The following is an 18,294-nucleotide window of genomic DNA, read 5'->3' on the forward strand; positions in this document are numbered from 1 at the left end:
AGTAAGGAGCTACCGTGTTCGTCTTCCGGCTCGACACCCACTCCGGTGTGCCGCCGTACCTGCAACTCGTCCAGCAGGTCCGCCAGGCGGTGCTGCTGGGCTTCCTCCAGCCCGGTGACCGCCTCCCGCTCATCCGCGAGGTGGTCGAGGACCTGGCGATCAATCCGAACACCGTCGCCAAGGCGTACCGGCAGATGGAGCAGGAGAACCTGGTCACCGGCCGGCCCGGCCAGGGCACGTTCGTCGACGAACAGCAGTCGGCCGCGATGTCGGCGTCGACGTACACGTCGTTGCACCGCGGCCTGGCGACCTGGTTGCGCCGCGCCTACGCGGCCGGTCTCGACGAGCAGGCGGTCAACGCGCTCTTCACCTCCGTGCACCAGCGGACGAGGAACGAGGGCGTGGCGTGACGGCGACCCAGTTCGCGCTGCGCACCGACGGCGTGGGCAAGCGGTACCGGAAGGGCTGGGCGCTGCGCGACTGCACCCTGGCCCTGCCCGCGGGCGGCGTGATCGCCCTGGTCGGACCGAACGGCGCGGGCAAGACCACGCTGTTGCGCCTGGCCGTCGGGTTGCTGGCCCCGAGCACCGGCACGGTGGAGGTCCTCGGCCACGACGTCACCGCCAGCACCCCGCACACCCTGTCCCGGGTCGGGTTCCTGGCCCAGGACCACCCGCTGTACAAGCGCTTCACCGTCGCCGAGATGCTCCGCTTCGGCCGGGCCTGCAACCTGAGGTTCGACCAGGGGCTGGCCGAGCGCAGGCTGGCGAAGCTCGGCATCCCGCTCGACCGCAGGGCCGGCACGCTCTCCGGCGGGCAGCAGGCCCAGGTCGCGCTGGCTCTGGCCCTGGCGAAGCGGCCGGACCTGCTCGTCCTCGACGAGCCGGTCGCCAGCCTCGACCCGTTGGCCCGGCACGAGTTCCTTCAGGTCCTCATGGGCGCGGTGGCCGAAGGCGGGGTGACCGTCCTGTTCTCCTCCCATGTCGTGCACGAGCTGGAGCGGGTCTGCGACCACCTGATCGTGCTCAACAACGGCCGGGTGACGCTCACCGGTGACATCGACACCCTCCTCGCCGAGCACCGGCTGCTCGTCGGCCCGCGCACGGCCACCGACCTCGACCGGGCGGGCGCCGTCGTGGAGGCAGTCCACAGCGACCGGCACACGACCCTGCTGGTGCGCGACGGCGCGCTCCCGGCCGCGCCGGGGTGGCAGGCCCAGCCGGTCGCGCTGGAGGACCTGGTGCTGGCGTACCTGCGCCGGCCGTCCGAGCCGAGCACCGCGGACACGTCGGAGGTGACGGCATGACGTGGTTGATCTGGCGCCAGCACCGGGCCGAGGTCTGCGTCCTGGGTCTGATCGTCGGCTTGTTCGGCGTCGCCCTGCTGGTACTCGGGTCGCAGGCCCACGACCTGTTCCCCGGCGGTCCCGCCCTGTGCGCGGGAGACGCCCGCATCAGTGAGGCCTGCACGGCCTCCTTCCGCCGGCTCGACGACGAGTACGGGTACGTCGAGAACCTCCTGGCGGCCTTCTACCTGGTCCCCGTCGTCATCGGCGCGTTCCTCGGCGCGCCGCTGCTCGCGCGCGAACTGGAGGACGGCACCTGGCAGCTCGCCTGGACGCAGGCCGTGCCTCGGATGCGCTGGCTGGCGGCCAAGCTCGTGGTGCTGGCCGGTGTCACCGTCGCGCTCACCGGCATGTTCACCGCGGTGCTCACCTGGTTCCGCGAGCCGTTCGACGCGTGGGAGGGGCGGTTCCAGTACGACGCCTTCGACCTGCAGGGACTTGTTCCGGTGGCGTACGCGCTGTTCGCGTTCGGCGTCGCCACCGCCGCCGGGGCGATCCTGCGGCGCAGCCTGCCCGCGTTCGGCGTCGCGTTCGGGGCGTTCCTCGCCGCCCGGATGCTGGTGGCGCTGGTGGCCCGTCCCGCCTACGCCACCCCGCTCACCAGCACGGAGCCGGTCCCCGCCGGTGGCGCGAAGGACCAGGCCGGGCACCTGCCCGGCTTCGCCGACTGGACGATCGAACGCGGTTACGCGGACGCCACCGGGCGCAGGCTGAGCTCGCCCGAGTACTACGAGCTGGAGGGCGCCGCCGACCGGGCGGGCACCAACCTCAACCAGTTCCTGCACGCGCGGGGCGTCCAGCGGTTCGAGGTCTACCACCCGGCCGACCGGTTCTGGACGTTCCAGCTCATCGAGACGGCTCTGTTCGTCGCCGTCGCGGCGGTCCTGATCGGTGTGGTGGTGTGGCGGGTGCGGCGCCGCGTCATCTAGTGCCTTGAACGTTCTACGGCCGCGCCGATGCGTCCTGCCCGTTCTCGAAGTACGACACCAACTCCGGGGCGAGGTCTTGCACCTCGTGCGGGACGCCTCCGGCGCGGAGGGACTCGGTGGCCCGCACGCCGGCGGCGACGGCCATGCGCGCGGCGACGGGTGAGGTGTCCGTGATGCCGCCTTCCCGCGCGAAACGCAGAAATTCGGCTACGAGGAGCGGATCGGCACCGCCGTGTCCGTCGTCGCCCTCGTCGTCCGGCACGTGGTACTGGAGGTCGGCCTCGTCGCTGTAGTACGAGCGGCGGGAGTTCCAGACCTTCACCACGGAGCCGGGGCCGTCGCCGAAGTTCTCGAGGCGGCCGGCGTCACCGATGACGGTGTAGTTGCGCCAGTAGTCCGGGGTGAAGTGGCACTGCTGGTAGGCGGCCAGCACTCCGTTGTCCAGGCGCAGGTTGACCAGCGACACGTCCTCGACGTCGATGACGGGGTTCAGTCCGCGCTGGGTGTGCGGCGGCCAGTTGCCGTTCTCGGTGTGCCAGTCGGCGTGCTTGGGCTCGCCGGGCGGACGCCGGTGCGGGTTGTCGCCGTAGACCATCAGGTCGCCGAAGGCCTGCACCTGGCGGGTGTAGCTGTTCGCGAGCCAGTGCAGGACGTCGAGGTCGTGGCTGGCCTTCTGCAGCAGGAGTCCGTTGGTGTAACGGCGTTCGGCGTGCCAGTCCTTGAAGTAGTAGTCGCCGCCGGAGCCGACGAAGTGCCGTACCCACACCGTTTTGACCTGGCCGATCTCACCTCGCGTGATGATGTCGCGCATCAGGCGGACCACCGGCATGTGCCGCATGTTGTGCCCGACGTACAGGCGGCTGCCGGTCTCGTAGGCGGTGCGCAGCAGCTCGTCGCACCGCTCGATCGTGATGTCCAGGGGCTTCTCGACGAAGACGGGCTTGCCCGCCTTGAGGGCCTGGCACGCGAGGTCGGCGTGGGTGTGGTCGGGGGTGAGGACCACCACCGCGTCCACGTCCGGTGACTCGATCACCGCCCGGTGGTCGGCGGTGACCAGTGCGCCGGGGAAGGCCTCGTCCGCTTCCGCCCTCATGGCCGCGTCGTGCTCGGCCAGTGCGACGACCCGGCTGCCCGCGCCGGGGCGGTGGGCGATGCGGGCGATGGACCCGCGAAGCCCGAAGCCGAGGACGCCGAGACGGAGGTCGCGGTAGAGATGGGTGTTCATGGGAAAGCCTTCCGCGCGGCGCGAATGGTGGGGTGGGGAAGGCGGCCCGGGACCGGACGCCCCGAGCCGCCCTCGGTCAGCTCACGGTGATCTTGTCGATGTCCGGTGCCCAGCCGGAGGGGTTCGAGATGGTGACGGTGTTCCCGCCGCCGGCGCGCAGAACCATTGACACGGTGGTGGTTCTCGTCGTGTTCCAGTCCGGAGTGGACGGGAAGGTGACGGTCTGGGAGGCCAGGGCGTTGGCCTGGATCCGTGCGGTGCGGGACTCCTGGGAGGCGTAGTGCAGCGTCACGGTGCGCGTCCCACCGGTGCCACCGTCGACGTTGTTGAACCTGAGGGTGCCGCTGTTGCCGATGTAGCCGACCTTGCTGCCGCCGGAACATCCGCCGCACGCACTGGTGACGGCGCCGCCCGCCAGGGTGTTGCCCGTGGCTTCTGCCTCGTAGCTCCCCGTGGACTGGCCGGCGCCGACGGTCATCCCGCCGAGGTCGAGCCATCCGTCGGCGTTCTGGCCCGCGTTGGCGAAGCGCAGCTTCTTGGCGTTGGCGTTGATCGTCTCCAGTGGATTCTTGGCCTTCAGGACGAGCCGGTAGCCGCCGGTGTTCAGACCGGACAGGTCGACCGGGGCGTCGAAGTACCGGGCGTAGCCGAAGTCCCGGTAGGTGGGGTCGGCGCCGACTCCCCAGTCGGGGAAAGCGCGGATGCGGGTCGGCTGGATCTGCCGCAGGTCCCAGGAGGTGTCCCACGTCCTGACCACGTTGCCGGCCGAGTCCTTCAGACCGAGGCTGACGGTCCAGGGGTAGTAGAACGGGGCCACGCCGGTGTTGTCGATCTGCACGCCGACCTTCGTGGTGCCCTGCGCGGTGTTGTGGAAGTAGGCGTTGCGGACGGTGAGGTTGTAGCCCATCAACCGGACCGCCGCGGCCACGTTGGGATCGCCGGGGGAGTACTCCAGGCTGCGTTCGTTGATCTTCCACGTGGTGTGCTCGAGCTCGATGCACGCCTTCATGTTGTCGACGGGGCCGGAGCCTCCCGGCCAGTTGGCGAACGCGACGGACTGGATCTCCGGGCGGACCTCGCCGCCCATCGAGGCCGTGGTCCACCGGTTCTCCACGCCGTGCTCCAGTGCCTTCTGCAACTGGGCCCAGGACGCGCCGCCCATGGAGACCGGCAGCGTCACGCCCTGGCCGCTTTCGCGGTAGCAGAACGAGTCGTCGTGGTAACCGATGCGCGGCAGGGTGTCGGCGGCACCGCCCGCGTTGTCCGCGTAGCGCAGTTCGAGCCTGGTGCGGGTGAACGCGCGGTTGTAGGTGTTGAGGATGTCGGCGGCGTTCGCGTCGGTGGGCATGTAGTTGGGATAGGTGTCGCCCGAGGTGTCGGTGTCGTAGGGCCAGGTGTGCCACTCACCCCACAGGCCGATCAGTCCCAGGTGGATGTAGCCGAGCCGGGGGTCGCCGTCGTAGCGCGCGCCGAACGCGGTGATGAAGTTCTTGAGCCCGGTCATCAGGAACGGGTTGTCGTAGTCGGGACTCGTGGTGTCCCAGTAGGCGTTGTGCCGCATGGGGACCTGTCCGTTGAAGCACGCGGGGATCGCGTTGCCGGGATGGGTGCCCGTGCCGCCGCCGGGATACTCCATGTACAGGCGGATCGCCGCGTGGTTGCCGGCCGCCGCGATGGTGTTGAGCGCGTTGTCCACGATGCCCCAGTTGTAGCTGGAGCAGTTGTTCGGGTCCGTCATGACCTCGGACAGGCCGAAGTAGGCCCACGTCAGCGAAAGCGGGTAGCCGGCGTTCGGGTCGGTGCCCGGCTGCAGGAACCGGGCGAACCCCTTGAGCGGGTTGTCCAGCGGCGCGTCGGCGAGGGCGTGGGCGGGCAGGCTCGGATCCGGGGCGGGGCCGGGGGCGGGCCGGGCCGGCACGCCCTGCGCGGACAGGTCCGCGGCCTGGGTGAGTCCGGGCGTCGCGGCGGGCAGCAGGGCGACAGCCGCGGCGCACAGGGCGGCCACCAACCTCCGGCTTCTGGGCGTGGCGGTGGACATGGAGCGACCTCCAGGGGATGAGGAGAGCTGCAGGGTCCCAAATAGTTCCGCTTGAGGATTGACAAAGTTTCACTATTCCTCATCAATATGTAGCAACAGCGCCCCACTGGCAAGAGGTGAGGTGCGAAGGTCCCGATGCGGAGGCGTGTCCATGGGCGCCGGCAAGACTGCTGCACCGCCGCGGCGACGCGACGACCGCAAGGTGGCGTGGCTGTTCCTGGCGCCGGTGCTGGTGGGGTTCGTGCTGTTCTACGCGTACCCGACCGTTCTGGGCGTCTACTACTCGCTCACCGACTACGGCATGTTGGCGGCACCGAAGCTCGTCGGCGCGGAGAACTACCGCGACCTCGTGGACGACGACAAGTTCTGGAACGCGCTCAAGGTCACCGGCTACTACGTCGTGCTGAACATCGTTTCGCAGACCGTGCTGGCCCTCGGTCTGGCCACGTTGATGCACCGCCTGACCCAGTCGGTGGCGATCCGCGCGATGCTGCTGGTGCCCTGGCTGGTCCCCAACGTCACCGTGGGCCTGCTGTGGATGTGGATGCTCGACGCCAACCTCGGCTTCGTCAACCACGCCCTGGGTGCGATGGGGTTGGGCGCCACCGGTTTCCTCACCTCGCCGACGTGGGCGATGCCGACCGTCGCGGGCATCAACACCTGGGCCTACGCCGGCTACACCGCTCTGCTGCTCTACGCGGGCATGCTGCAGATTCCCCGCTATCTGTACGAGAGCGCCGCTCTGGACGGCGCGGGCGAGTGGCGGATGTTCACCCGCATCACGCTGCCGCTGCTGCGCCCGGTTCTGGCGCTGGTGCTGGTGGTCTCCCTGATCGGCTCGTTCCAGATCTTCGACACCATCGCGGTGACCACCAAGGGCGGGCCGGTCGGCGCCACCAGGGTCATCTACTTCTACATCTACGAACAGGCGTTCACGAACTTCCGCATGGGCTACGCCTCCGCCATCGCCGTCGTGCTCGCGCTGCTGCTCGGGGTGCTGACCGCTGTGCAGATGCGGCTGCTGCGCGCCTCCCGCTCGGACCTGGCATGAGGAGAGTGCCCATGACCTCCGCCCGCACCCGGATGCCGCTGAGCCAGATTCCCTTGGGCCGCATAGCCGCCTGGGCGTTGCTGGCCGTGGCCGCGGTGGCGACGATCTTCCCGTTCTACTGGATGGTGCGCACCGCGCTCACGCCAGCGGCCGACCTGTACACGGACGCCACGGGCCTGCTGCCGGAGCACCCCACGGCGATCAACTTCCTGCGCGTGCTCGGGCTGACGACCCAGCAGGAGGCACGGGCGGCCGGCGGGTCCGGGGCCAAGGTCGACTTCCTGCGCTACCTGGTCAACTCGTTCGTCTACTGCGGACTGATCACCGTCCTGCAGACGCAGTGCTGCGCCATGGCCGGCTACGCGTTCGCCCGGCTCCGCTTTCCCGGCAGGGACCTGGTCTTCGGCGTGCTGATCGCCGCGCTGATGGTGCCGCCGATCTTCACCCTGCTGCCCAACTTCGTGCTGGTGAAGAACCTCGGCTGGCTGAACACCTTCGCGGGCATGGTCGCCCCGAGCGTGCTCATGACGCCGTTCGCGGTGTTCTTCCTGCGCCAGTTCTTCCTGTCGATCCCCCGTGAGATCGAGGAAGCGGCCACATTGGACGGTGTGGGCGGCTGGGGCATGTTCTGGCGCGTGGTGCTGCCGATGAGCCGCGGCCCGTTGCTCACCATCGGGCTGACCACCGCGGTGTGGTCCTGGAAGGACTTCCTGTGGCCGTTGCTGACCGGCCGTGACGAGAAGACCAGGGTGCTGACCGTCGCGCTCGGGATCTTCCAGCAGCAGTCTCCCAACGTGCAGCCCGACTGGACCGGGCTGATGGCCGGTTCGACGCTGACGGTCCTGCCCGTGCTCGTCCTGTTGATCTTCCTCGGCCGCCGCCTGGTCGAGTCCCTCAACTTCACCGGCATCAAGTGAGCCGGCCCGATCCGAGAGGCGAACCACCCATGCGATCGACACGACGGCGCGCCGGCGCCTTCCTGCTGAGCCTGGCCCTCACCGTCCCCCTCGCCGCCTGCTCGAGCGGCGGCGACGGTGCCGGAGGCGCGACGACGCTGGACTACTGGCTGTGGGACGACCGGCAGCTGCCCGCCTACCAGGACTGCGCGGACGCCTTCCACGCCGCGAACCCGGACATCACCGTCAAGATCACGCAGACGGCCTGGGCCCAGTACTGGCAGAACCTCACCACCCAGCTCGCCTCGGGCGACGCGCCCGACGTGTGGACCAACCAGAGCACCTACTACCCGCAGTTCGCCACCCAGAACCAGCTCCTGGACGTGGAACCCTTCGTCAAGCGCGACAACGTCGACCTGTCGGCCTACCAGCCGGGTCTGAGCGAGGTGTGGGTCAAGGACGGCAAGCGCTACGGCCTGCCGAAGGACTGGGACACGATGGCTTTGGTGGTCAACACCGGCCTGCTCGGCAAGCAGGGTGTCGACCCCGCGCAGCTGGAGAACCTCACCTGGAACCCGTCCGACGGCGGCACGTTCGAGCAGGTGATCGCCAAGGCCACGGTGGACGCCAACGGCCGCAACGGTCTCGATCCCGCGTTCGACAAGAACAGCGTGCAGGTCTACGGGTTCCTGCCCGAGTGGGCCGACGGCGCCAACGGGCAGAACGGCTGGGCGATCTTCGCCGCCGCCAACGGGTTCAGCTACCTCGACAAGAACCCGTGGGGCACCCATTACAACTACGACGACCCGAAGCTCGCCGAGACCATCGGCTGGTTCAAGCGTCTGATCGACAAGGGGTACGCGCCCCGTCTAGACAAGCAGTCCAGCGTCGCCAACTCCGAGCTGCTCATCGCGGGCAAGGGCGCGATCACGATCGCCGGTTCGTGGACCATCCTCACCTTCATCGACCCGAAGGTGAAGCAGGAGCTCGCCTTCAAGCCCCTGCCGACCGGCCCGCAGGGACGCAAGAGCTCCATCAACGGCCTGTCCGACGCGATCTGGGCCGGCAGCGAACATCCGGACCAGGCCTGGAAGTGGGTCAGGTTCCTGGGCTCCGCCGACTGCCAGAACCGCGTCGCCGAGCGCGCCGTGGTCTTCCCCGCGATCAGCAGCGCCAGCCAGAAGGTGGATGCCGCGCACAAGGCCGCGGGCCGCGACGTGCACGCCTTCACCGACGCCGCGAAGAAGGACACCTTCCTGCTGCCCGTCACGGAGCACGGCACCGAGCTCAACCCGATCGTCCAGGACGCCATCCAGTCCGTCATCCTCGGCGACGCCAAGGCAGAGGACGCGTTGAAGGAAGCGAACAACAAGGTCAACGCCCTCTTCAAGTAGCCGGTACGTCGTCTCGCGAGAGGACACCCATGGCCCAGTTCCTGACCGTAGGCGGCCGCACGTTCGGCGCCGAGCTCGAGGGCAGTGCCGTTCCGCGACTCGTCAACGGAGGTCTGCTGCTGCCGCCCGGGAGGGTCGCGCTCCTGCACGGACTCGGCGACGCGTTGTTCTACCGGCACGGACACAACTCCTGGAGTCCGTGCGGATGGCGCCGTCTGTCCGACGTCCCCCTGCGCATCGCCAGCGCGGAGCGCCGCCTCACGGCGGACGACACCACGTGGGACGACCCCGGCCGCCACCACTCGTCCGCGGTCGCCGCACTGGAGGGACCTGACGGGAAGGTGCTGCTCCTGGGAGCCCTGGGCCTGGGTGTGCCCCGGCTCGCCGCAGACCGGGACACCCTCGTCGGCTGGTACGAGTCCGGCGGATCCCCGTGGCTGCTCGCGTACGGCGAGGAGGACGAGGTCTTCGCGGCCTACGCGGAGCACCTCGGCGCCCGCCTGGGGCACAGCGCCAAGCGGGCCGGCAACGTGTGGTGCAGCTGGTACGCCTACTACGAGAACATCACCGAGGAGCTGCTCGCCAAGGACGTCAAAGCCTTGCAGGGCCTGCCTTTCGACGTCGCCCAGATCGACGACGGCTGGGAGGAGCAGGTGGGGGACTGGCACGCCAACCACAAGTTCCCCGCCGGGATGCGCGCACTGGCGGACCGGATCACCGACGCGGGGCTGCGTCCCGGTCTGTGGCTCGCCCCGTTCATCGTGCACCCCGGCTCGCGGACCGCGCGCGAGCGACCGGAGCTCCTGCTGCGTGACGCGGGCGGAGCGCCGGTCGTCGCGGGGAACAACTGGGGGACCGGGTACTGGACGCTCGACCTCACCCTGGGCTCGGCGCAGGAGCACCTGCGGGAGACCGTCCACCGCGTGACCCACGAGTGGGGGTTCACCTACCTCAAGCTCGACTTCCTCCAGGCCGGCACCACGCCGGGGGCCCGCTCCGCCGACGTGGACCGCGAAGAGGCGTACCGGTCCGGCCTGCGCGCCATCCGGGAGGCGGCGGGGGAGGACGCCTACCTGCTGGCCAGCGGCGCACCGCTGCTGCCGTCGCTCGGCCTGGTCGACGGGCTGCGCAGCGGACCCGACGTCGCCCCGATGTGGGACCACTACGCCACGCAGGACCCGTCCGACGCGTTGGCCCGCAACGCCGTCGTCAACACCCTGCACCGCCTGTGGCACGCTCCGCTGCTCGAGGTCGACCCGGACGTCGTGTACTTCCGCAGCCGCCTCAACCTGCTCACCGACCGGCAGCAGGGCTGGCTGCGCGACCTGGCCGACATCTGCGGCTTCCGCGCGATCTCGGACCCGCCCGGCTGGTTGCGCCCCGACGAACTGGAGGCGATGACCCGGTACCTGGACCACCGGCCCGACATCCGGAGGCTGGGCCGCTACCGGTTCTCGCTCGACGGCCGCGAGGTCGACTTCACCCCGGCGGTCGACCCGGACGTGGAGCAGGTGTATCCGATCGCCTGAGCCCGGCGCGCGACCGGACTTAGTAAACTGCGTAGCATTATTCAGAGGTGGCTACGCGCTTTTCAGAGGGGCACAGCATGGCGATGAGCGGAACGGACCTCTCCCGGATGCGGGAGCTGAACCAGCTGTCCGTCCTGTGGGCCCTGCGCGGCACCGCGCCCTCGACCGTCACCGAGCTCGCGGGCCGGACGGGCCTGTCCCGGCCCGCGGCGGACGTGCTCGTGCAGCAACTGGTGGCCGACGGCTGGGCGGAGGTCGAGGAACCGGGGGCCAGCAGCACGGTCGGACGTCCCGCCCGGCGCTACCGCTTCCGCGCCACCGCCGGACACGTGCTCGGCATCGACATCGGCGTGCACAAGATCCTCGTCATGCTCTGCGACCTGGAGGGGAACCTGGTCGGGTCGCTGCGCCGCCCGGCCGACCCGCAGGCCGGTCCCGACGAGCGGCTCGCGGCCGTGGACCAGACCATCGACGACGTGCTGCACGAGGCCGGCATGGCCGCCGCCGACCTCTGGGCGATCACCGTGGGAGTGACCGGCCCGGTCGACGAGAGCGGGCGCACCATCGTCGCCACCCCGCTGCCGGGGTGGCGCGACGCCGATCCCGTCGCCCACCTGCGGACGCGGTTCACCTGCCCGATCCGGGTGGAGAACGACTGCAAGCTCGCCGCGGTCGCCGAACGCTGGAAGGGCGTGGCCCAGGACGCGGACGACATCGTCTACCTGCTCGCCGGGCTGCGCACCGGCGCGGGCCTCATCATCGACGGCACCCTGCGCCGCGGTCACGGCGGTGTGGCGGGAGAGATAGGAGCACTCAAGGCGGTGCGCTGGCTCAACGCGCCGGGCCACCTCACCGCCTACCCCGGAGCGCCTTCGGGCGCCAAACCCGGCGAGGCCGCGGCCTGGGTGTTCCAGGCGGCGCGGGAGGGCGACAGCGCGGCGAAGACGGCCGTCCAGCGCTACATCCGCGACCTCGCCGTCGGCGTCGCCGCGCTCGTGCTCACCCTCGACCCGCAGATCGTCGTCTACGGCGGCGGCTTCTCCCGTTCCGCCGACCTCGTCCTCGACCCGTTGCGCCGCGAGCTCGCCAAGCACTGCCTGCGCGTACCGGAACTGCGCGCGTCCACCCTGCGCGACGAAGGCGTCGCGCTGGGGGCTCTGCGACTGGCACTGGACCAGGTCGACAACACGTTGCTCAGCAGCGAACTCGCCGCGCCGGTCGCGCCCCAGTTCTCCTGACGCGACCGTCCACAGTGCACACCGCTGGATACTCGCGTCCGGTCAGGCCTGCACGACCTGAAGCCCGCGCTCGCGGAACCGCCTGACGTCGTCCTCGTCGGCGCCGGTGTCGGTGATCAGCACGTCGATCGCCGGCGTCGCGCAGATCGAGGCGAACGCCCGCGCCCCGATCTTGGAGGAGTCCGTCACGACCACGACCTTGCCGGCCCGCTCGGCCAGCAGCCTGTTGATCGCCGCTTCTCCTTCGTGGTGCGCGGAAGCACCCGCGGCCGGGTCGATCGCGTCCACGCCGAGGAAGGTGATGTCGAGACTCAGTTCGTTGAGGATCTTCTCCGCCAGCGAGGACATCAGCTCGTAGGACTGGGCCCGCGCCACGCCGCCCGTCACGACGAGCTTCACCTGAGGCCGCACCGAAAGCTCGTTGGCGATGTTCAACGCGTTGGTCACCACCGTGATCACGGCGTCGCCCTCCGACCGGGCGACGAGGGTTCGTGCGACCTCGGTCGTCGTCGTCCCGCCGTTCAGCCCGACCACCGCGCCAGGCCACACCATCTCCGCCGCCGCCCGCGCGATCCGCTGCTTCTCCTCCGCGTGCCGCACCGTCTTGTAGCGCATCGGGAGGTCGTAAGCGACCGCGTGGGCCACCGCGCCGCCGTGCGTCCGGGTCAGCAGCCGCTGCTCGGCGAGGTGGTCCAGATCCCGGCGGATCGTCGCGCCCGAGACCTGCAGCCGCTCCGAGACCTCGTCCACCTCGATGCGCCCTCGTTCGCCGAGGATCTCCAGCAGCGCGTTCAGCCGCTCATACCTGTTCATCGACGCCTCCAAGCGAACATCATCGCGCACGGAGACCTGCGGCCAGCGCCGCACCACGGCAGCCCGCCAGGCCGCCGAGCGTCGCGCGGACCAGTCGCGGCTCGCGTTGGAACGTCAGACGAGCCGACAGGCCTCTGGCCAGTGGCTCGAGCAGGAGCCGGTCGGCGCCGGACAGGCCACCTCCCACCACCACGACCTCGGGCGCGAGCACGCTCGCCGTCCAGGCCAGTGCCGTGACCAGCCCCTCGACGGCCTCTTCCCACGCGCGGACGGCCTCGGGCTCACCCGCCTCGACCCGGCGCGCGACGTCGACGGCGCCGGAGACCTCCCCGCCGGTCAGGGCCGTGTAGCGGCGGGCGATGGCCGCCGCGGAGGCGACGGCCTCCAGGCACCCCGTGCTCCCGCACAGGCAGGGCTCGCCGTGACCGACGTCGACGTGACCGAGTTCGCCCGCGTACCCGTCGCCGTCGTGCACGTGGCCGTCGGTCACCAGAGCGGACGCGATGCCGGTGCCGATCGGGACGAACAACATCGTGCGCGCGCCACCACCGCCGCCGAGCAGGTTCTCGGCCAGCGCGCCGGCACGCACGTCGTGGGTGAACGCGACAGGCCGCCCGAGGCGATCGGTGAGCAAGTCGGCGAACGGCACGTCCCGCCAGCCCAGGTTCTCCGAGAACACACCGACGCCACGCCGCTCGTCCACGATGCCGGGCACCGCGACGCCCACACGGCCGGACGGCAGTTCTTCCGCCAGATCGCCGACCGCGTCCAGGACTTCCGGCACCACGGAAGGCCCCCGCCGAGGTGTCGGACGCGACCTCGTCTCGAGCACGGTCCCCGCGTCGTCGACGAGCACCGCTTTGATGGCGGTGCCGCCGACATCCACGCCGAGCACTGCCACGGAGTCCCCGATCTGATCGAAGATGCTCATTTGATGCTCTGAGTATGCAGTTGTGGACACCGGCCGATCAAGCCCGACTACGGTCGCGTGATGTCGTCGAGTTGCTGCCGGACGCGTGCGGCGTCGTCGTCGCGGCCCTGTTCGCGGTACAGCTCCAGCGCTTCCCGCCAGACCTCGCGGGCGTGGTCGTGTCGTCCGAGGGCGGCGTAGGGGTGGCCGACGTCGTCGAGGGTGTTCGCGACCTGGTACAGGTTGCCGCGGGTGCGCAGCAGGGCGAGGGCCTGGCGGTAGTGGTCGACGGCCTGGCCGTGGTCCCCGGCGCTGTGGGCGATGAACCCGAGGCTGTCCAGCGTGTCCGCCTCGCCGGCGGGGTTGTGGTGCCGCCGGTGCAGGGCGAGGGCGGCGCGGCAGTGGTCGCGGGCGGTGTCGAAGTCGTTCAGCCGCGCGGCGAACCACCCCACCGCGTTGAGCGCGTCGGCTTCCCACACCGGGTGGTCGAGCGTGCGGTAGAGGTCGAGGGCGCGCCGGGTGTGGTCCAGGGCCTGCCGGTCGTTTCCCCGCAGTGCCCACGCCGCCATGAGCGCCCGGTGGGTGTGGGCCTGTTCGACGTGGTCGTCGTGCCGCCCGGCCAGGTCGAGGGCCCGGTCCAGGTGCCAGGTGGCCTCGTCGTGCCGGCCCAGTCGCGAACAGGCGCTGCCGAGGAACCGGTGAGCGCGGATCCGGTCGGCGGAGCCGGGCAGGTGCGCGGCGGCGTCCAGGGCCGCCTGCCACGAGGTGACCGCGTCGCGCAGGTGCCCCCGCCGGAAGTGGAGGGCGTCCAGTGCCCAGGCGAGGTGCCAGACGACCCGGTGGCGGCCGAGGGCGACGGCGGCGCGCTGGGCGGCGACGAGCGTGGCGTGTTCGGCGTCCAGCCAGGCCAGCGCGGCAGTGGCGTCGGGCAGGGGAAGTGGCTGGACCCCCGGCGCGGGAGGGTCGGGTCGCAGGAGTTCGCGGTGCGGTTCCAGGAGGCGGTCGGCGGCGTGGGCGGTGTGCACGTGGAAGTCCGTCACCCGGACCAGGGCCGCCTCCCGCGCGGACCCGGCGAGGTCGCGGTGGGCTGTGGTGGCGGCGTAGTCGCGGACCAGGTCGTGCATCGCGTACCGGCCGTGCGGCCGCCGTTCGACCAACGACGCGTCCTCCAGAGCCGACAACGCTTTGCGTGCGCGAGCCGAGGACAGACCGGTGAGAGCGGCCGCGGCGGGCAGAGTGGTGTCGGCGCCGGGCGCGACGCCCAGCAACCCGAACACCGTGCGCTGCTCGACGGTGAGCCGGCGCAGCGACCAGGACAGCACGGCGGGCAGGCTCGCGGCGGGATCCGTGTCGTGGTCGAGCATCTCCAGCCCCAGCTCGCGCAGCCCGGCGGCGACCTCCGCCAGCGGGATGGCCGGGCGGGTCGCGGCGTCGCGGGCGGTGATCGACAGGGCCAGCGGGTAGCCCCCGCACAGCTCGACCAGTTCGTCGACGGCGCCGGGCTCGGCGGCGACGCGGCCGGCGCCCAGGCGGGCGGCCAGCAGGGCACGCGCCTCGGCCCGTCCCAGGACGTCGAGGTGCAGGTGGCGGGCGCCGTGCCGGTCGATCAACGAGGCGAGCCTGGTGCGGCCGGTGACCAGCACGGTGCAGGTCGGGCTGCCCGGCAGCAGCGGGGTGACCTGATCGGTGGTGGCGGCGTTGTCCAGCACGATCAGCATCCGCCGCCCGACGGCCAGGCTCCGGTACAGCGCGGCCTGCGCGTCCGGGTCCGCCGGGATCCGGCCGGGATCGACTCCCAGTGCGTCGAGGAATCCGCGCAGCGCCACCTCAGGCGCCATCGGCTCCTGCGTGGGGCTGAACCCGTGCAGGTCCACGAACAACTGCCCGTCGGGAAACCGCTCGGCGTGCCGGTGCGCCCACGCCAGGGCCAGCCAGGTCTTGCCGATCCCGCCGGCGCCACCGATCGCCGAGATCACCACGGTCGCGCCGGCCGCGGACGGCTGCGGGCCCGGCTCGGTCGTCAGGGCCTCGTCGAGGCGGGCCAGTTCGGTGCCGCGTCCGGTGAACCACCGCGGCGGCGCGGGCAACTGCCGGGGCACCGGCAGCTCCGCCTTCGTGGCCGTCCCGGCCGTGATCGCCGTCGGCGGTGGGGTGAGAGCGGGATCGGTGTCGAGGATGCGCTGGTGCAGATCCCGCAGTGCGGTGCCGGGTTCGGTGCCCAGCTGCTCGACCAGCCGGTCGCGGAGCCTGCGGTAGTGGCCCAGCGCGTCAGCTGTGCGTCCGGCGCGGTGCAGGGCCAGCATCAACTGGCCGGCGACGCGTTCGTCCAACGCGTCCTGATCCGCCAGCGTGAGCAGTTCGGGCAGCACCTCGGTGTGCCGTCCGCAGCGCAACGCGACGTCGACGCGGTCGAGCCGGACGGCGGCGCGTTCCCGCTCGAGGCCCGTGCGCACGGCGGCCAGCCACGGGCTGTCCAGGCCGGCGAACGGCTCACCCCGCCACAGCCCCGCCGCCTCCTCCAGCAGTGCCAGCGCCTGTGCGTCGTCTCGCCCGCGCGCCTGTTCCACGAGCCGGTGGAACCGGTGCAGGTCCACCGCCTCCGGATCCACCTCCAGCACGTACCCGCCGCCCCGCCGCACGACCACGACGTCCCCCGCCAGTGCGCGCCGCAGCCGCGAGACGTAGTTGCTCGCCACCGGCCGTGCCCTGTGGGGCAACCGATCCGCCCACACGCGATCGAGCAACTGCTCCATCGTGACGATCCGGTTCGCCTCCACGAGCAGAACCGCGAGCACGCACCGCTGCCGCGCGTGGCCGACCTCCACCGGGCATCCGTCGACGCGCAGTTCCACCTGTCCGAGCACACGCAGCTCTGTCGCCACGATGCCCACCTCCCCGGGCCCTTCCTACCCCGTCTCACGGCCGCTCACCTGGCGATTGCCAGAACTCGGTGAAGTCACGGCGAACCAGGGGCCCATCGTGTGCATCCGTTGGCATCAGCCAACAAGACCAACAGCCAGGGGGAGCAGATGGAACAGCAGCCGAGGAAGATCAGGCGGATGAGCCGGATCGCCGTGCTCGCGGCGATTCCGCTGACGATGGTGCTCACCGCGACCGCCGCGCAGGCGCACTACCAGGAGGACAAGCACGGCAGCGACCGCGGCTGGGTGGACGCCAGCCACTGGACGATCGGCGTCTGCGACAACGAAGCCGACGGACACGGCGTGCGGACCGAGTACCAGACCAGCAACGGCGGCTCGGACCACGTCGGTGACTGGAACGGCAGCGGCAACGCGTGCAACAGCGAGGTCGTCTACGACTTCTCGAGCGTCACCCGGTTCCGGGTCTGCGAGGAGACGGAAGGCTGCAGGCCCTGGAAGAACGCCTGATTCCCAGTGGGACGGAAGAGCCTCCGGCCGGCGTGGGTCCTGGACCCCACGCTCCGGCCGGGGGCTCTCGCCACGTTTCGCCGCAGGCGACTTCTCAGCGGAGCAGGCGGCGCAGCACCTGTTCGAGGTCGGCGTGCTTCGGCTTGCCCGGCGAAACCAGTGCCTGGTAGAGCAACCCGTTGAACATCGCGGTGAGGGCCCGTGCGGTCGTCGTGTCCACTTTGGACTCGAAGGCCTCGGTGAGCATCTCGTCCCACGACGTGCTGGCGGCCCGCAACGCCGGCCGTCGCAGGGCGCCGCCGTACAGCTCGTAGGCGAGCACGCTCGTCTGCCGGTGTTCGCCCGCCAGCAGGAGGATGAAGCTCGCGAGCTCGGAGCTCAGATCGGCGTCCGCCGGCAGTGAGAGCGCCCAGTCGCGCAGACGCGCGACGTTGCGTTCGGCGACGGTGTGCACGGCGGCGTCGAGCAGTTCGTCCAGGCTCAGGAAGTGGTAGGTGGTCGAGCCCAGGGGCACGTCCGCGCGGGCGGCGGCGGTCCGGTGGGTCAGCGCGGGCAGACCGGACTCGGAGATCACCTCGACCGCGGCCTCGATGATCCGCTCCCGGCGGTGCGGGTCGTGCCGCCGTGCCATTCGTCGCTCCCTACCGGTTCGCCGAGCCTCCGCGCAAGAGGCAGTGTCGCGGCAGACCACGATACGGAACGGTCCTGACCGGGGATGTGTACGTAAGTACATTCACCGGCGTGTCCAAGACCTTGACGTCACGGTGGTTGCTGGTGCGGCTGGTCGCCGTCGCCGCGCTCTTCCTGGTGTGGCAGCTGGTCGCGCTGGCCCAGATCTGGCCCGCGGCCGTGCTGCCGAGTCCAGGTCAGGTGTGGCACCAGCTTCTGTCCACATCGGACTTCACGAACGGTCAGGGCGGCTATGCCGGTTCGACGCTGGCCGAACGGCTGGGCGTCAGCCTGCGGCGGGTCGGCTACGGGTGCTTCTACGGAGTGCTGCTGGGCCTCGTGCTCGGTCTGGCGATGGGACTGATCCCGGTGGTCCGTGCGGTGACCGAGCCCGCCGTGGCGTTCCTGCGGGCCCTTCCGCCGCTCGCGTACCTGAGTCTGCTGGTGATCTGGTTCGGCATCGACGAGGAACCCAAGGTCTACCTGCTGATGATCGCCGCGTTCCCGCCGGTGGCGGTGGCCGCCGCGGCCGCGGTGAGCGGGGTCAACCGGCAGTACGTCGAGGCCGCACAGGCGTTGGGCGCCAACGCGTTCGACGTCGTCCGCGCGGTGATCCTGCCCGCGTCGGGGCCGGAGATCCTCACCGGTGTCCGGCTCGCCGTCGGCATCGCCTACAGCTCCGTGGTGGCGGCGGAGACCGTGAACGGCGCCGACGGGATCGGCGGAATGGTGCTCAACGCCCAGCGCTTCAACCAGACCGCGGTGGTCATCCTCGGTCTGTTCGTCATCGGCATCACCGGCCTGATCATCGACTCGCTGATCGTGGCCGCCCAACGCGCGTTGTCCCCCTGGCGCGGACGCGCCTGAG

At 70.8% G+C, this 18,294-nt stretch carries 16 protein-coding genes; 10 read left to right on the forward strand and 6 right to left on the reverse strand.

Going from position 1 to position 18,294, the window contains the following annotated elements:
- Positions 1–14 precede the first annotated feature (14 nt).
- The 3 genes from ACH413_RS03590 to ACH413_RS03600 are packed head-to-tail and all read left to right on the forward strand — an operon-like array spanning position 15 to position 2,274.
- A complete protein-coding gene (locus tag ACH413_RS03590; RefSeq protein WP_360030223.1) occupies positions 15–410 on the forward strand; it encodes a GntR family transcriptional regulator in 396 nt (131 codons plus the stop codon).
- A complete protein-coding gene (locus ACH413_RS03595; RefSeq protein ID WP_360030224.1) occupies positions 407–1,306 on the forward strand; it encodes an ABC transporter ATP-binding protein in 900 nt (299 codons plus the stop codon). The genes ACH413_RS03590 and ACH413_RS03595 overlap by 4 nt, the downstream gene beginning before the upstream one ends.
- Positions 1,303–2,274 carry an ABC transporter permease subunit gene (locus ACH413_RS03600; protein ID WP_360030226.1) on the forward strand — a complete coding sequence of 324 codons (972 nt, stop codon included), beginning with the start codon at positions 1,303–1,305 and terminating at the stop codon, positions 2,272–2,274. The genes ACH413_RS03595 and ACH413_RS03600 overlap by 4 nt, the downstream gene beginning before the upstream one ends.
- A gap of 13 nt (positions 2,275–2,287) precedes the next feature.
- Here ACH413_RS03600 and ACH413_RS03605 read toward each other — a convergent pair whose 3' ends face one another.
- Both ACH413_RS03605 and ACH413_RS03610 read right to left on the reverse strand, forming a co-directional pair.
- Positions 2,288–3,499 carry a Gfo/Idh/MocA family oxidoreductase gene (locus ACH413_RS03605; RefSeq protein WP_360030228.1) on the reverse strand — a complete coding sequence of 404 codons (1,212 nt, stop codon included), beginning with the start codon at positions 3,497–3,499 and terminating at the stop codon, positions 2,288–2,290.
- Positions 3,500–3,575: 76 nt separating this feature from the next.
- Complete coding sequence (locus ACH413_RS03610; RefSeq protein ID WP_360030230.1) at positions 3,576–5,537, reverse strand: DUF4832 domain-containing protein; 1,962 nt, start codon at positions 5,535–5,537, stop codon at positions 3,576–3,578.
- A gap of 151 nt (positions 5,538–5,688) precedes the next feature.
- Here ACH413_RS03610 and ACH413_RS03615 point away from each other — a divergent pair, with 151 nt between their 5' ends.
- The 5 genes from ACH413_RS03615 to ACH413_RS03635 all read left to right on the forward strand — a co-directional run bounded on the left by ACH413_RS03615 (position 5,689) and on the right by ACH413_RS03635 (position 11,645).
- Positions 5,689–6,588: a sugar ABC transporter permease gene (locus ACH413_RS03615; RefSeq protein WP_360030232.1), complete on the forward strand. Its 900-nt coding sequence runs from the start codon at positions 5,689–5,691 to the stop codon at positions 6,586–6,588.
- An 11-nt stretch (positions 6,589–6,599) separates the two neighbouring features.
- Complete coding sequence (locus ACH413_RS03620; protein WP_360030234.1) at positions 6,600–7,505, forward strand: carbohydrate ABC transporter permease; 906 nt, start codon at positions 6,600–6,602, stop codon at positions 7,503–7,505.
- 29 nt (positions 7,506–7,534) lie between these two features.
- Positions 7,535–8,878, forward strand: a complete 1,344-nt coding sequence (locus tag ACH413_RS03625; protein ID WP_360030237.1) for a sugar ABC transporter substrate-binding protein — start codon at positions 7,535–7,537, stop codon at positions 8,876–8,878.
- A 29-nt stretch (positions 8,879–8,907) separates the two neighbouring features.
- Positions 8,908–10,407, forward strand: a complete 1,500-nt coding sequence (locus ACH413_RS03630; RefSeq protein ID WP_360030239.1) for a glycoside hydrolase family 36 protein — start codon at positions 8,908–8,910, stop codon at positions 10,405–10,407.
- A gap of 77 nt (positions 10,408–10,484) precedes the next feature.
- Positions 10,485–11,645 (forward strand): ROK family transcriptional regulator, encoded by a 1,161-nt coding sequence (locus ACH413_RS03635; RefSeq protein ID WP_360030241.1) that lies wholly within the window; start codon positions 10,485–10,487, stop codon positions 11,643–11,645.
- A gap of 42 nt (positions 11,646–11,687) precedes the next feature.
- On the opposite strand, the gene ACH413_RS03640 is transcribed toward ACH413_RS03635, so the two are convergent.
- Genes ACH413_RS03640 through ACH413_RS03650 form a run of 3 tightly spaced genes read right to left on the reverse strand, consistent with a single transcriptional unit; the run spans position 11,688 to position 16,250 of the window.
- Positions 11,688–12,458 carry a DeoR/GlpR family DNA-binding transcription regulator gene (locus tag ACH413_RS03640; RefSeq protein ID WP_360030243.1) on the reverse strand — a complete coding sequence of 257 codons (771 nt, stop codon included), beginning with the start codon at positions 12,456–12,458 and terminating at the stop codon, positions 11,688–11,690.
- Between the two features lie 19 nt (positions 12,459–12,477).
- On the reverse strand, positions 12,478–13,389 hold the full coding sequence (locus tag ACH413_RS03645) for an ROK family protein (protein ID WP_360030245.1): 912 nt from the start codon (positions 13,387–13,389) through the stop codon (positions 12,478–12,480).
- A gap of 47 nt (positions 13,390–13,436) precedes the next feature.
- Positions 13,437–16,250 carry a BTAD domain-containing putative transcriptional regulator gene (locus tag ACH413_RS03650; protein WP_360030247.1) on the reverse strand — a complete coding sequence of 938 codons (2,814 nt, stop codon included), beginning with the start codon at positions 16,248–16,250 and terminating at the stop codon, positions 13,437–13,439.
- Positions 16,251–16,397: 147 nt separating this feature from the next.
- Between ACH413_RS03650 and ACH413_RS03655 the strand changes: the two genes are divergently transcribed.
- Positions 16,398–16,757, forward strand: coding sequence for a hypothetical protein (locus ACH413_RS03655; RefSeq protein WP_360030248.1), 360 nt, complete (start codon positions 16,398–16,400; stop codon positions 16,755–16,757).
- A gap of 94 nt (positions 16,758–16,851) precedes the next feature.
- On the opposite strand, the gene ACH413_RS03660 is transcribed toward ACH413_RS03655, so the two are convergent.
- Positions 16,852–17,388: a TetR family transcriptional regulator gene (locus ACH413_RS03660; protein ID WP_360030250.1), complete on the reverse strand. Its 537-nt coding sequence runs from the start codon at positions 17,386–17,388 to the stop codon at positions 16,852–16,854.
- Between the two features lie 110 nt (positions 17,389–17,498).
- Here ACH413_RS03660 and ACH413_RS03665 point away from each other — a divergent pair, with 110 nt between their 5' ends.
- Complete coding sequence (locus tag ACH413_RS03665; RefSeq protein ID WP_360030252.1) at positions 17,499–18,293, forward strand: ABC transporter permease; 795 nt, start codon at positions 17,499–17,501, stop codon at positions 18,291–18,293.
- Position 18,294: the final 1 nt, after the last annotated feature.

Source organism: Lentzea sp. NPDC020367 (assembly GCF_044387305.1).
In the GTDB taxonomy this organism is placed as follows: Bacteria; Actinomycetota; Actinomycetes; order Mycobacteriales; family Pseudonocardiaceae; genus Lentzea.